An 11,388-nucleotide genomic window follows, 5' to 3' on the forward strand; every position below is an offset into this window, starting at 1 on the left:
CATTTACAGTATATGAAAATTAAGGGGGACGATGCCCCCCACTCATTCAGTAACCAAACAACGCCCATTTTAGTAGTGCATCTGCATCATTCTTCAAACTTCCAAGGTCTTTTCCTGGTGAAATTGTTGCCGCTACACCAAGCGCATTAAGTCGAAGCTGTGCCTGATGGAATCGACTCTCTTGCTGTAGGCCCAGAATTTCATTTTTATTCGCGACAGCATAACGCTGAATGGCTGACTTCGATACGCTGTAACCTTTATCGGCTAACCAGAGCGAGAGCCATTCATAACCGGTGAAGTTTGTGCGCGATAATTCGCTATGAAGCTCGGCACGAACATCCTCTGGCAGTTTATCAATATTGCTTGGTCTGGCCATCTGTCCTCCTATAAATAGCTTAGCTATTTTCCACCTTCTCTGAATCAGAGTCACCATCAAACAGTTTGCCCTGCATCCGATCCAATTCTTCTTTTCTGACCCGCTTCACCACGCTGTAAACCCACTGTAGTGAAACACCGAATTTGCGGGCCAGTTCGTGATGGTTGCGTCCGTCAAACTCCAGGAAGATTTCCCGGTCGCGCTGACTGACCTTCCAGACCATGCCCATCGGAAAATAGACGTTTTGCCCACCCCAGACCTGCATCATGCGGTTCGCGACGGCCTGACCAATCTGGTCGGCAACTGCGGGTTCGATATCAATAATCTCGCGGACGGTCTCAGAGGTATGCTGTGCCAGTTCTACCAACAGTTCCGGCCCTTTACTACGAAACTGATTCAGGTCGCTCATTGCTTCACTCCCGCAGCTCTGCGCTGCCACTTCTTCAGTTTCTCAATCACGCTACTTGCCTGCTCATTGCTGAGCCAGCGTAACGCGCTGATGCCTGTTTCCCGTTTAACCCACAGCGCCAGCGCCTGCTCTGAACTGTCTCGGACGATGCCTGCGGCAGCCATTTCAAGCCATAGCGCACGGATTTTCTTTGACTGCGGATGACTATCCAGCGGTAAGCCGGACTTGGCTTTCCCGGCAGGCTTAATGCGAAAGCCTTTATTTTTCATGGATTCCAGCACGCGGTTTAGCTGTGGGGTATCCATCCCTTTGGTTGAGGCTTTGCCGGTCAGCCCCTGTAGCATCTGGCGGTAGGTGTCCTCATCCATCTGGAGGTCATTGCGGGCAATATGGATGAGTTGAATAAGACGCTGCTTAGTCATCATCGTCGCTCCTTTTACCTGCGCCACCGATATAATCGACATATAAAGGAAGCGCTACAGGCCAGCACAGGAACATAACGGCCCAACTGATCCAATGACTGGCTCCGGTGTAACGTGAATAAAACCCAGAGCGCCGGTGCAATTCAGCAGTACACCAGCCCACAAAACCATACCAGAACAGGGCACAAACAATAGTTTCAGCGATCATAATGAATCCCGCCCCAGTTGATATGAATATTACGGGCCGTAATAATCGGGTTGTTATTCCACCATGCACCTGACATGTAATTTTTAACTTGCTCGCGTCCTGCAATAACACCAATTTGAATCCCAGGCCTTACGTTCTTAAAAAAGGCGCGAGCAAAAAGATATTTAGCAGTAGTACGGCATGGTTTTGATGCTTTCTTCTTGCGTAAGAACTTCATCATTTAGCCCCCAGCTTCCACTGTTCCTGTTCGTTCACTGGCTGGTGACGAAGCATTGCAGCACGACAGTTGTTCCAGCCGTTTACATAGTCATAGGTGTTATCGTGGTCTGGCATAATCTCTTCCGGCACTGGCGGCTGTGCAGCCCTGAATTTCTCAACAATGCGCGATAGTGAGTTGTAATTGATAAATGGAACTTCCTGATGGCCCTTGTAAATATTACCATTCCAGGCGTGCTGGTTGCCGCCAGTAACCTCTGCTACTGCTGCGTTGAGCGCATCGAATGAAACAGGTTCAGACGTACCTGATTTGCGGTGATCTAACAACTCAGCCAGTGCTACAACGCAGTCATGAAATATTGGGTCTATCTTTTGACCGCTGATATAGCTGTTTAATACGGCATCATGATCGGCCCAGCGCTTCAGGCTTTGATAGATAAAGAGCAGACGTTCTTCAGTTAGCTTATTATTCTGTGGCATAAGTCACCCCCAGACGTTCGGCGAGGCGTTCCAGCTTTTGCTGCTTATGATAGTCAATCATCAGGCCCATCCCGTTGAGGCGGAACTGTTCAATCATGATTTCAACGTCGGCCAGTTCGCCAGCCAGGTCAACTTCACTGCCCAGGCCATTCATGTTGCGGGCGGCAGCAGCGGCCAGTTCGGCGGCTTCTTCCATCAGCTTCAGCGCCTGTGCTTCAGGGCCGAAGGTTTTCAGGGCCAGGCTATAAATAGTGGAGCGGTTATATAATTTCATGCCTTTCATTTTTTCGCCTCGCAGGGGATGAACTCCATGGCAGGGACTTCCACGTAGTAATGCTGGCTGCAGTGAGGGCATACCAGCGTGATGAGGACGGCTGGCACACGGTACTTACCGGAGGTAATGACGCTGGCGTCGCTGAACTTCAGGGTGGTGATACCTTTCTGGCAGTTGGTACATTTGATGGACATGTTTTATTCCTTAATGCTGTTTTCGGCGTGCAGAAACCCACAGCGCTGACGCCGAAATAAAAAGAAATTGAATTAAAATTAAATGGCAGCGATATCTAACGGGATATTAATTAGCTTCCCGTGTTTATCTTTCTCCCGGAAATTAATATAGGTTTTGGACATTGCCACTTGCAGTGATTCCGATATGGCCTCCATAGCACGGTTCCAGCGCTCGTCCTGAATCTTGACGCGGCGCAGGGAAAGAATACGTCCGGTATTAAGCTGGCCCTCTTTGTCCACCTGGAAAGCATCGCTGATGATGGCCCGCAGGTTGGCGTTCGCGCCTTCCGACCACTCGGTGACGCACTCGTCTATCAGGTTTTTGGCAATCTGCAGCTCTGGCCCGAAGGTCAGGGTTTCCTGCACGCGGATGGTGATCTGCTGAGCACCGTCGAAGCTGCTGAAGGTCACGTTGCCTTTGGCACCGCCACGCGTTCTGCCGTACTTCTCGGCCACAAGGTCAAGCCAGGCATAGCACTCGTCAAAGGCACGACGCTTGAAGTCGCTGAGTTCATTGCGTTTAACTTTCGCGGCGGCAACCTGTTCTTTAACGAAAGAATCCATCGCGAGGTCATAGTCAGAAACCTGGTCAACCGGCACCAGACGCCCCTTGCGGTCTTTCATGTAGTCTTCTTTATTTACTTCGCTCATCTCTGTTCACCTTATGGTTAATGTAATGACTCTGACCAGGTAATACGGCAGCCATGCAACTCAAAGACGCCCTGACGAAAGCGCCCTGAGCCGTCATGGCCAACATGGGTATAACTCGCTTTGCCCTGCTCCAGCAGGCGGGCACAGTGCCTGTTGCGGGCGATACGGATAACCGGCTTACTACCCGCAATCATGACGCTCTGCACGGTAGTGTTCATGGCGTTGAGCGCCATAATGGCGGACTGCACCTTACTCATCTGTTGATTGATATCGGCGATGGATTTCATGATTAAACCCCCTTGACGACGTCGGCGTTGACCTGCGGAACCCCGATTTCAGCGGCCAGATTCATGGCTGCTATCACCAGGTTACTGACGGCCAGCGGATACAGCAGGCTGACCATGCTTTTACGGTTACTGCCCAGATTGCTCAGGCGGGCGCGGATGGCTTCCACTGCGCTGGCGTCCATGATGTCGGCCAGCTGCTTACCGGCGCGTTGCAGTTTGAACGCCAGAAACTCTTCCAGGCTGTTGTCCAGCGGCAGTAGTTCAACCACCTCGCAGCGCTGGACGACCTCACGGACTTCCATGTTGCGTTCGGACAGTTTGTCCGCCAGCTCAGGCTGGCCAATCAGCACGATGGACAGCAGTTTTTTGAAGCCCGATTCCAGCTCAAAGAAGCGTTTGAGGTGCTTCAGGGTCGGAATGGGCAGACTGTGGGCTTCCTCAATCACCAGAACGTGGCTGAAGCCCGCCTGGCTGCTGTCCTTCAGGACGCGGTGCAACTGGCGGAAGCGGGCATCCTGGCTGCGCTTGATGCTCTCCAGTGGCGCGATGGTGCTGATGATGGCCTCGGCGATAGCTGCCGCCTTCAGGGTTTTGCCCTTTACGTCGTTGTCTTCCATGGCGATGATGTATGGCTCAATAACAATCACCGGCGCATTCTCGCGGTTGACGCGTTCAATCAGGTCGCGGCGCAGCGTGGATTTACCCGCACCGGACTCACCGATAACCGCCAGAAAGCCACCGTGGCGGGCGGTCTGGAACAGCGCCTCACGCACGTAGCGGATATCCGGCGTGGTGAACACATCGTCCGCGCCCTGCATGGATTCATCGGCGAACGGGTCTCGGAACAGGCCAAACGCTTTTTTGGTTGCTGGAAATAACACCTGCTTTTTAAGTAACATGTTCTCTTCCTCACTGAGGTTGGTAGTACCCGCTGTACGGGGCGTGGCAGCGCCCTGTGCAGCATCAAAACTCTTCGCTGTATCAATCCCCTTACTTGCCAGAAACGACGCCAGACGCTGGCGCACCTCCTCCGGGCTGGTTCGGGGCCATTCGTTATGGTTCACAATCTGGGCCAGGGTGGCCTCAGAGACGGCGACGGCTCTTGCCACCACCGCCTGCGGGATGCGGGCCTCTTTCAGTTGTTGCTTCAGTACCAGCATGCCTTCCTCCTCAGTTACCGTTAACGATGCTGATAACGCTGCTACGGGCAGGAGTGGTCAGGGTGACCATCACTTCATCCAGCGCAGTTTCAGGTACACCGTCCGGGTACTGTGCCGTTAACTGGCGGTAATGTTCCGGCGTCCAGGTATGGCCGTTAGCGCTGAACTTCTCGCGCAGGGCTTTCGCGGCCTCCACATGGGTCAGCGGACGCTGCTCAATACGCGGCCCGCGCACGTCTGAAGCCTGACCGCGCTTCGGCATATAGGCCGGAAGCGTGGTGTCGTCGATATGTTTGTACGGGTCAAGTCGCCCGCCGAACGGCAGCGCCTTCGCCTTGCGTGCAGCAGCTGCATCGGCGGCGTTATCCGTGCCGGTGACCAGCTCTTCGATTTCTTTTGCTGCCGTCTGCGCCGGGGTCTCCGGCAGGGCTTTGTAGTTTTCGCCAAATACCGCCGCGCTCTCGGCAAAGCCGAACTCGTTTTTTCTGACCTCCTCAACCAGGAAGAACGTCTCGTGACCGTCCTCGCCGGTCAGTACCACCTGCGCCACATCGCTGCGCCATGGGTTACGGGTAATCATCAGTTTTTCGCCAACCAGTACGCCCGGTACCGTTGATACGTCAAACTCAGTGCCCCGGAACGGCACACGCAGTTTTGATGTGACCTTGCGGCTTTCCGGCGCGGCCACCGCCAGTTCGCGGCATACCTCAACGGATGGCGCTTTCTTCAGCTGCTCTGCGGTGATTTTCAGCCAGATATCCGTGCGGGTTTTACCGTGGCGGCTGTGGACTGCTGTGGCGTTAAAGTGGCTGCGCCATTTCACCGCCAGCGCGTTCAGTTCTTCCAGGCTGTGAACCGGCTGGAACTTGAGACCCGGCTCCAGCTTGCGTTCGATAATGTCACGGGCCTTTTCCACCTGCCCGGTAGCGCGTGCGTTATGCGGCTTGTGCGCTATCAGGTCGATGCCAAGCGAGCGGCACATGTTTTTCGTCATGCCAGCGGTGTTCGCCGAGCCGGGGTCGAGATAGAGTATTTTCGGCACACCGTGCAGTACGTCTGCGCCGCCGCGCTCCTGCATGGCGTTGATAAGCACAGAGCAAAGGTTTTCACCCGACTCCGCGCCCATCACGTACTCAACGTAAATCCAGCCGCTGGTATGGTCGGTAATCTCATAACTCCATACGCGGTCACTGGCGATGCGGGCGATGTTGGCAGGCTTGTTCTTGTAGAACTTCGCGCTGTCCATCACCTGCAGCCCTTTATGCCCGTTGCTCAGGTAGTAAAGCGTACAAAGTGAGGCATCAATCTCCCAGACGTGATTGGGATGCAGGCTGGCCATCTCGGATGACGGAGCCGGTGCGTCAAGCTGTTCCGGGTGCAGGCCATAGTTCCGCAGGGCGCGGCTGATGGTGTCCTCGGACAGCGGGAAAAACTCGCCTGTGGCCTCGTCCATTCTGCCAGCAGTGATAAAGCCGTTTGAGCGCAGGGTCTCCACTGCATCCGCGATGGAATACAGGCGCTTACCGTTCTTACGGGTGGCCTCGCGTAGCGTGGCGGATATCAGCGCGGCTTCGTCGGGGCTCAGGGCGCTGCGCCCGGCATCGGCGCGTTTTTTGCGTTTGTCAGTCACTGATACCTCCTTCAGCTTGCGCAGCAGGGTGGCGCGGGACATGCCCAGTTCAGCGCAGGCTGCGTCGTATATCGCACCGCGCTTACCATGCCCCGCGTCACGTGCCGCACGGGCAACATAAACCAGTCGTTCAGTCAGGGCGGCACTCATCGGTTATGCCTCCTGCCCGTTAATCTGTGGCGTCGGGTCAGTCAGCCATGAAGGGGCGGCGTTACCTGTCGGCTCATCCGGCAGGTCAAATGTGGAGCGCAGGCTACGCGCGGTGCTTTCCAGCTGGCAGACCAGACCGGCCATAAAGTCTCTGGGGGTATCAATCATGTTTTCAGCGCAGTATGCGCACAGGGTCTCAAAGGCGCTGGACAGTCGAACCGCGATGGCAGATTCCGCCTCAACCGCTAACGCCGTCACTTCCGCGCGTAACTTCTTCACTTCTTCGTCAGGCTTAGGTGGCTGGATACGGGATTTCTTCTCCAGTTTTGTGGAAAGCGAGTCGATTTTTTCGTTTTTGTCGGCCAGCACGCGCTGTTGTGCTGCGTTGGTTTCACGGGCTTCGCGAAGAGACTGGCGCAACTCACGTACCGACATGCGATCAACATCATCTAGCGTCAGGCCTGCCACTGTGCCGCCATCTGCTAATTGAGCCAGTTCTTCATCATCTTCCAGCATTAGTTCGTATAACTTTGAGCGCCCTAAAAGCGAAAACGTTTTCGCTTTTGACTCTAGTTCTGGAGATAGAAATTTGAGTGCGGCCTGCGCCATTTTTTGCGCAATGCGAGGTTCAATGCCGAGATGCGCCCTGACAATCTCAACAAACTCGCCATGTGGCTCATTCTCTTTAAGGATAATCAGCCGCTTACCAGCCTCCAGCATGGCTTCAGCACTCTGAGCCATGTAGAAGCGTGTCTCGTGAACGATGCGGTCACGTTCATATGGCAGGCCATCACCAAACTGCTGCATGATTTCGAGGCGATGTTCGGTCATGGCATTAAGACTAACGTTGAGGCCATCACTCAGCGGTGCGTCTTCCATTAGTTCAGCTGGTTGTGATTTTGTGCGTCCCATTTCAACTCCTTAGCGACTGCCAGCCATAACGCGCTGGTTGATTTCATTAATACGATCCTGTGCCCGCGCCATTTCGGTACTGTGCGCCATGGCGATTTGTAAGAGCTGGACTCCAGGAGCAAAACGTCCGTTATCCAGTTTCAGGGCCAGTCCTTCTTCGATAAGGGTATTGAGCGCACGATTGATATTCACCGGTGACTCGCCCAGAGCCGATGCCAGTTCACCGTTAGAAACACCGTTCAGAGCGTGACCGCGTAAAGCCTTAAGGACACGCAAAATACGGGTACCTGAGCTTGATGTATTTGGTTTACTCATGACGCCTCCTTGAGGATGCCGGGGGTAACTTCTTTGCCTATTGCGACCGAAAGGTCTCGTAAAATCCTATAAGTCAAACGACCGCGTGGAAGTTCGCTTTTGCCTGCCCAGCGGCTGACAGCCTGGGTGACTGTTCGTGGCTCATAGCCCGCGTTAAGCGCGAACTGGCGCAAGCTACTGCCTCTTTCAACCAGCCGTGCCCGAACTTGTTGTTTGTTCATATGCACCGTGTTCCTGTTGGGTTATGATGTACTCTATTGGGTCTATTGTACGCACCCAAACGGGTATGTCAAATTGAGATATGTTCAAATGAGTATAAAAGAGAGATTGCGCGAAGCGATGGATGCTAAGGGTTTGACAATAAAGGCATTGTCAGACTTGTCAAAAATTCCGTATCGCTCACTTCAAAACTATCTGCGTGGAGAAAGAGAACCTAATGCAGAGGCTCTTGTTGCGCTAAGCACCCATTTGAACATATCAATAGATTGGCTACTTACTGGTAAAGGGGAAGCTGTTGGGGTAGAGAAAGCACAGCCAGCTAATCAGGAGCAGCATTTCAACCAGTCTGATCTGAAGTTATTGGAGCTGCTCAACCAACTGGAGCCAGAGGTGCGAAAAGAGTTGCTGCGAGGCGCTGAGGAAAAACAGCGAATGATTGATATGGAAAAACAGCTTAAGGAGCTGTCCGCAGCGTTCGAGAGATTAAAAAATACGGGTTAATCTGTTCCTATTAAGAACATTAGAGGTATAAGGACATGACTATGCGCAAATTATTTTTACCGTTGATATTTGTTTTATCTGGGTGTGGAGATAATACCGAACCTGCTGATACGTCAACCACAGCTAAGGAGCACGCGGTTTTTAGCGTTGAAACAGATAATCCGGTTGTAAATCGCGAATTACCTTTTATTCGCCAACAACTCCCCGGCTTGGATAAGTACGCGGACAGTTTTGAAAAAATCGAAGTATCCGAGGATAGCGAACGCCCGGTGACAACGGTGCAGTTTCATATTAAAGACGAAAATAATATTCCAAGTGACTACATAGCCTCTGGTCATAATTGTTATTTGTTCATATCAAATAATGCCCACGAAGTGAAAATATCTAAATCAGCATGTCAGGCTGTTTTTTTCGATAAAACGGATGTTCCCGGTGGTGACCTGACCGTGAAACTTGATAAGGAAAAAGTTCCTATGACAGATGATGGTAAGACCCCGCGTGCAGGCTGTTTGAAAGCTTATTCACCAGAGCCAGATAATGATTATTGGACTTGTCCAAGGCAGGATTAAATGTTTAGGTGGTGCTGCAGATGCACCACCACCACCTTTAACTACCTCTTTCAAAAATTACAAATTACCAGCTCTTTCTTCGGGCTGGGTTTGCCAGCTACCTTAAGGTTGTAACTGATATCAACCGACTGCATGTTCAGACCGTTGAATGCCTGCCGCATTTCTGGGATATCGTTCACTGATATAATCATCTTCCCTTTGATCCTTCGCGCTAAATCTGCCATGTGATCATAGTTTTCCAGCCCGAACTCCACACCGTAGCCTTCCGTTCCCCAGTACGGTGGGTCACAGTAGAATAGCGTATGCGGGCGATCATATCGTTCTATGCACTGGTGCCAGTCCAGATGCTCTATCAGCGTTCTCGACAGGCGCAAGTGTGCCATCGACAGTTCTTCCTCAATACGCAGCAAATTGAAGCGCGGCGCACTGGTTGTAGAGGTACCGAATGTGTGATCCGCGACCTTGCCTCCAAATGCTTGTTTCTGCAGGTAGTAGAACCTAGCCGCACGCTGAATGTCGGTGAGCGTTTCTTCCGGCGTATCCTTCAACCATTTGTAAATCTGACGGCTGACCAGCGCCCATTTGAACTGGCGGACAAATTCTTCCAGATGATGCTTGACCACCCGATAGAGGTTCACCAGTTCCCCGTTGATATCGTTAATGACTTCGATCTTGCTGGGAGTCTTGAGAAAATAGAGCGCAGCTGCCCCGCAGAACGGCTCCACATAGCAGGTGTGGGCCGGGAACAGCGGCAGAATATGCTTAGCCAGACGACGTTTGCCGCCAATCCATGGAACGATGGGTAAAGATTGTTCTTTCATTATCCGTAAGCCTTTTGCAATCAGTGAAAATATGGCAGGCTAGTCTGGTCTCGCGAGACTGACTGAACCCTGGTCGGCTCACAGCGCATATCTGTGGGTTGATGACCAGTCCGGTGTTCGAGCACCGGGCTGGTCGTTCTTTCACTGTCAGGATGCGGTTTTGGGATGTTCGGCGGCTATTAATGCGGTTTACTGGATGGTGGCATAAGAGCACGTCATTTAGCTGATTTGATAAGGATGTACCTTCCGTTGGAAAAGTATTACACGCTCGATTCTGCAAATAGTTTGTATCCATTATGTCGCGTGTCTTTAGGGCACTACCCGCCTGAACATCCTGAATTAGCTGATTTCCTTAATCAGATGTACCCGGATGGTTTGTCAAATCATGGTCGAAACTATCTCTATAATCCGGGGCCTATAATGGATGGTGGTGACGATAACGGCGAAGGTAAAGCTCTGTTGATTGGGCTGGTATTCGAACTGGTTCGCCGCAGCCACTTTCCTGAAAAGCCGTCCCGCTACCAGTCTCTGTTTGCCTGTGAGCAGTTGAATGAAGTGAAGCAGTTCAGAGCGCTACTGGCCAAAGAGCGTGGTGATGAGAACATACTAACAGCACCAATATATGAGGTTCTTAGCTGGGAGCCAGTTCACCGTGGTGATATGAATCTGCTAAATGGTAATTGCCCGGTGCTGGAGCTTTACCACCGGGCACACCTTTACTGGTCTGGGGAGCCAGCCCCCGTTAAGAAAGGTAAGGAAGAGGAAAAACCGTTCTGGGAACTGCTGATTCCGCTACCTGTCGTGTTTGGTCATCGTGTGCCGGAACCGATGGAGCCGTCACCGGCTTAGTGCGCAATGTTGCTGCCACATTGCCGATCATCATGATGTTATTATCGCCGCTGGCGAATTGGCTTCGGCCTTCTTCTATAGCCGCCAGCGCGGCTTTTAACTCCGAGATAGCTTCTGATAAGCAACTGGCATCCACGCTCAGTGTATAGATCTTGTTTTTCTCCCCCATCCTGATCCCAAATAGATAGCCGGATTTACGTTCGGTCGCCGCTGTCTTATTCATCGTGCTTGCCTCCCCTGTGTTTTGTGTGCCACCATTCTGGCCGCTTCCCTCTGCGAACACTTATAACGCGCTTTAAAATCCGTATCCCGCCACATTTGTGATGCTGTCTCCCACACAACAAGGAGACACCCATGAAAAACCTGAAAAAAATCATTCCCCCTGTCAAAAAGCCACGTCTCAGCGGCTGGCTGCTGACCTCAGTGCTGCTGCTCGGCACCATCGGTCTTGTATCGCCCCAGCAACTGCCGGTGGTTGTCTACAAGCTGTCACTCATCACGCTGGCGGCAGTATTGGGCTACTGGCTTGATCGTTCGCTTTTCCCCAAAGCCCGTCCCGGTCAGTACCTGAAGCACGATGACAGGCTGATGGCTGATGGCCGCTTCCCCGTCCAGACTGGCCTTCACCTGGTCTTTTCCGCTGCGCTAATCCGCCGTGCGCTGATTGTTGCCGCAGTCTGTCTGGCCGTAGCGATGGGGCTGTAAT

The 11,388-nt window shown here is 52.6% G+C and carries 20 protein-coding genes; 4 read left to right on the forward strand and 16 right to left on the reverse strand.

Annotation, left to right across the window (positions count from 1 at the left end; genetic code table 11):
• Window positions 1-46: 46 nt before the first annotated feature.
• From ACOTXR_RS03370 to ACOTXR_RS03440, 15 genes are all read right to left on the reverse strand, one after another.
• Window positions 47-376 carry a phage protein Gp27 family protein gene (locus ACOTXR_RS03370; protein WP_023304082.1) on the reverse strand — a complete coding sequence of 110 codons (330 nt, stop codon included), beginning with the start codon at window positions 374-376 and terminating at the stop codon, window positions 47-49.
• 19 nt (window positions 377-395) lie between these two features.
• Entirely contained in the window at window positions 396-785 is a 390-nt protein-coding gene (locus ACOTXR_RS03375) for a Mor transcription activator family protein (RefSeq protein WP_020803523.1), read from the reverse strand.
• Window positions 782-1,210 (reverse strand): gp16 family protein, encoded by a 429-nt coding sequence (locus ACOTXR_RS03380; protein WP_020803499.1) that lies wholly within the window; start codon window positions 1,208-1,210, stop codon window positions 782-784. Before ACOTXR_RS03380 ends, ACOTXR_RS03375 begins: the two co-directional genes overlap by 4 nt.
• Complete coding sequence (locus ACOTXR_RS03385) at window positions 1,200-1,415, reverse strand: hypothetical protein (RefSeq protein ID WP_057517839.1); 216 nt, start codon at window positions 1,413-1,415, stop codon at window positions 1,200-1,202. Before ACOTXR_RS03385 ends, ACOTXR_RS03380 begins: the two co-directional genes overlap by 11 nt.
• Window positions 1,405-1,635 carry a hypothetical protein gene (locus ACOTXR_RS03390; RefSeq protein WP_032636365.1) on the reverse strand — a complete coding sequence of 77 codons (231 nt, stop codon included), beginning with the start codon at window positions 1,633-1,635 and terminating at the stop codon, window positions 1,405-1,407. The genes ACOTXR_RS03385 and ACOTXR_RS03390 overlap by 11 nt, the downstream gene beginning before the upstream one ends.
• Window positions 1,632-2,111, reverse strand: a complete 480-nt coding sequence (locus ACOTXR_RS03395) for a hypothetical protein (protein ID WP_032636366.1) — start codon at window positions 2,109-2,111, stop codon at window positions 1,632-1,634. Before ACOTXR_RS03395 ends, ACOTXR_RS03390 begins: the two co-directional genes overlap by 4 nt.
• The gene (locus tag ACOTXR_RS03400; protein WP_032636367.1) at window positions 2,098-2,394 is read right to left on the reverse strand and encodes a hypothetical protein; all 297 of its coding nucleotides are present in this window, start codon (window positions 2,392-2,394) and stop codon (window positions 2,098-2,100) included. Before ACOTXR_RS03400 ends, ACOTXR_RS03395 begins: the two co-directional genes overlap by 14 nt.
• On the reverse strand, window positions 2,391-2,579 hold the full coding sequence (locus ACOTXR_RS03405; protein ID WP_045621879.1) for a hypothetical protein: 189 nt from the start codon (window positions 2,577-2,579) through the stop codon (window positions 2,391-2,393). Before ACOTXR_RS03405 ends, ACOTXR_RS03400 begins: the two co-directional genes overlap by 4 nt.
• 78 nt (window positions 2,580-2,657) lie before the next feature.
• Window positions 2,658-3,269 (reverse strand): DUF3164 family protein, encoded by a 612-nt coding sequence (locus ACOTXR_RS03410; protein WP_061494390.1) that lies wholly within the window; start codon window positions 3,267-3,269, stop codon window positions 2,658-2,660.
• 17 nt (window positions 3,270-3,286) lie between these two features.
• The gene (locus ACOTXR_RS03415; protein ID WP_421766982.1) at window positions 3,287-3,556 is read right to left on the reverse strand and encodes a hypothetical protein; all 270 of its coding nucleotides are present in this window, start codon (window positions 3,554-3,556) and stop codon (window positions 3,287-3,289) included.
• A gap of 2 nt (window positions 3,557-3,558) precedes the next feature.
• Window positions 3,559-4,716 (reverse strand): ExeA family protein, encoded by a 1,158-nt coding sequence (locus ACOTXR_RS03420; protein ID WP_421766983.1) that lies wholly within the window; start codon window positions 4,714-4,716, stop codon window positions 3,559-3,561.
• Between the two features lie 10 nt (window positions 4,717-4,726).
• A complete protein-coding gene (locus ACOTXR_RS03425; protein WP_421766984.1) occupies window positions 4,727-6,496 on the reverse strand; it encodes an integrase catalytic domain-containing protein in 1,770 nt (589 codons plus the stop codon).
• Window positions 6,497-6,499: 3 nt separating this feature from the next.
• Entirely contained in the window at window positions 6,500-7,408 is a 909-nt protein-coding gene (locus ACOTXR_RS03430) for a DUF3102 domain-containing protein (protein ID WP_110915270.1), read from the reverse strand.
• Between the two features lie 9 nt (window positions 7,409-7,417).
• A complete protein-coding gene (locus tag ACOTXR_RS03435) occupies window positions 7,418-7,723 on the reverse strand; it encodes a helix-turn-helix domain-containing protein (RefSeq protein WP_421766985.1) in 306 nt (101 codons plus the stop codon).
• Entirely contained in the window at window positions 7,720-7,944 is a 225-nt protein-coding gene (locus ACOTXR_RS03440; protein ID WP_001041677.1) for a hypothetical protein, read from the reverse strand. The genes ACOTXR_RS03435 and ACOTXR_RS03440 overlap by 4 nt, the downstream gene beginning before the upstream one ends.
• Window positions 7,945-8,032: 88 nt before the next feature.
• Here ACOTXR_RS03440 and ACOTXR_RS03445 point away from each other — a divergent pair, with 88 nt between their 5' ends.
• A complete protein-coding gene (locus tag ACOTXR_RS03445; protein WP_021544473.1) occupies window positions 8,033-8,443 on the forward strand; it encodes a helix-turn-helix domain-containing protein in 411 nt (136 codons plus the stop codon).
• Between the two features lie 41 nt (window positions 8,444-8,484).
• Window positions 8,485-9,012, forward strand: coding sequence for a hypothetical protein (locus ACOTXR_RS03450; protein ID WP_230201816.1), 528 nt, complete (start codon window positions 8,485-8,487; stop codon window positions 9,010-9,012).
• Between the two features lie 50 nt (window positions 9,013-9,062).
• On the opposite strand, the gene ACOTXR_RS03455 is transcribed toward ACOTXR_RS03450, so the two are convergent.
• On the reverse strand, window positions 9,063-9,833 hold the full coding sequence (locus tag ACOTXR_RS03455) for a DNA adenine methylase (RefSeq protein ID WP_059514137.1): 771 nt from the start codon (window positions 9,831-9,833) through the stop codon (window positions 9,063-9,065).
• Between the two features lie 420 nt (window positions 9,834-10,253).
• On the opposite strand from ACOTXR_RS03455, the gene ACOTXR_RS03460 reads away from it, so the two are divergent.
• Window positions 10,254-10,682 carry a DUF2441 domain-containing protein gene (locus ACOTXR_RS03460; protein WP_236248913.1) on the forward strand — a complete coding sequence of 143 codons (429 nt, stop codon included), beginning with the start codon at window positions 10,254-10,256 and terminating at the stop codon, window positions 10,680-10,682.
• A 354-nt stretch (window positions 10,683-11,036) separates the two neighbouring features.
• On the forward strand, window positions 11,037-11,387 hold the full coding sequence (locus ACOTXR_RS03465; RefSeq protein ID WP_110915269.1) for a putative holin: 351 nt from the start codon (window positions 11,037-11,039) through the stop codon (window positions 11,385-11,387).
• Window position 11,388: the final 1 nt, after the last annotated feature.

The organism is Enterobacter cloacae complex sp. IR53030, from assembly GCF_049238365.1.
In the GTDB taxonomy this organism is placed as follows: Bacteria; Pseudomonadota; Gammaproteobacteria; order Enterobacterales; family Enterobacteriaceae; genus Enterobacter; species Enterobacter kobei.

What these genes read in the sequence shown, in the direction of transcription:
- ACOTXR_RS03410 (WP_061494390.1), bottom strand. Translation starts at nt 3,269, where the DNA reads ATGAGCGAAGTAAATAAAGAAGACTACATGAAAGACCGCAAGGGGCGT.
- ACOTXR_RS03415 (WP_421766982.1), bottom strand. Translation starts at nt 3,556, where the DNA reads ATGAAATCCATCGCCGATATCAATCAACAGATGAGTAAGGTGCAGTCC.
- ACOTXR_RS03455 (WP_059514137.1), bottom strand. Translation starts at nt 9,833, where the DNA reads ATGAAAGAACAATCTTTACCCATCGTTCCATGGATTGGCGGCAAACGT.
- ACOTXR_RS03430 (WP_110915270.1), bottom strand. Translation starts at nt 7,408, where the DNA reads ATGGGACGCACAAAATCACAACCAGCTGAACTAATGGAAGACGCACCG.
- ACOTXR_RS03400 (WP_032636367.1), bottom strand. Translation starts at nt 2,394, where the DNA reads ATGAAAGGCATGAAATTATATAACCGCTCCACTATTTATAGCCTGGCC.
- ACOTXR_RS03395 (WP_032636366.1), bottom strand. Translation starts at nt 2,111, where the DNA reads ATGCCACAGAATAATAAGCTAACTGAAGAACGTCTGCTCTTTATCTAT.
- ACOTXR_RS03450 (WP_230201816.1), top strand. Translation starts at nt 8,485, where the DNA reads ATGCGCAAATTATTTTTACCGTTGATATTTGTTTTATCTGGGTGTGGA.
- ACOTXR_RS03380 (WP_020803499.1), bottom strand. Translation starts at nt 1,210, where the DNA reads ATGATGACTAAGCAGCGTCTTATTCAACTCATCCATATTGCCCGCAAT.
- ACOTXR_RS03385 (WP_057517839.1), bottom strand. Translation starts at nt 1,415, where the DNA reads ATGATCGCTGAAACTATTGTTTGTGCCCTGTTCTGGTATGGTTTTGTG.
- ACOTXR_RS03420 (WP_421766983.1), bottom strand. Translation starts at nt 4,716, where the DNA reads ATGCTGGTACTGAAGCAACAACTGAAAGAGGCCCGCATCCCGCAGGCG.
- ACOTXR_RS03425 (WP_421766984.1), bottom strand. Translation starts at nt 6,496, where the DNA reads ATGAGTGCCGCCCTGACTGAACGACTGGTTTATGTTGCCCGTGCGGCA.
- ACOTXR_RS03390 (WP_032636365.1), bottom strand. Translation starts at nt 1,635, where the DNA reads ATGATGAAGTTCTTACGCAAGAAGAAAGCATCAAAACCATGCCGTACT.
- ACOTXR_RS03435 (WP_421766985.1), bottom strand. Translation starts at nt 7,723, where the DNA reads ATGAGTAAACCAAATACATCAAGCTCAGGTACCCGTATTTTGCGTGTC.
- ACOTXR_RS03405 (WP_045621879.1), bottom strand. Translation starts at nt 2,579, where the DNA reads ATGTCCATCAAATGTACCAACTGCCAGAAAGGTATCACCACCCTGAAG.
- ACOTXR_RS03440 (WP_001041677.1), bottom strand. Translation starts at nt 7,944, where the DNA reads ATGAACAAACAACAAGTTCGGGCACGGCTGGTTGAAAGAGGCAGTAGC.
- ACOTXR_RS03460 (WP_236248913.1), top strand. Translation starts at nt 10,254, where the DNA reads ATGGATGGTGGTGACGATAACGGCGAAGGTAAAGCTCTGTTGATTGGG.
- ACOTXR_RS03375 (WP_020803523.1), bottom strand. Translation starts at nt 785, where the DNA reads ATGAGCGACCTGAATCAGTTTCGTAGTAAAGGGCCGGAACTGTTGGTA.
- ACOTXR_RS03465 (WP_110915269.1), top strand. Translation starts at nt 11,037, where the DNA reads ATGAAAAACCTGAAAAAAATCATTCCCCCTGTCAAAAAGCCACGTCTC.
- ACOTXR_RS03370 (WP_023304082.1), bottom strand. Translation starts at nt 376, where the DNA reads ATGGCCAGACCAAGCAATATTGATAAACTGCCAGAGGATGTTCGTGCC.
- ACOTXR_RS03445 (WP_021544473.1), top strand. Translation starts at nt 8,033, where the DNA reads ATGAGTATAAAAGAGAGATTGCGCGAAGCGATGGATGCTAAGGGTTTG.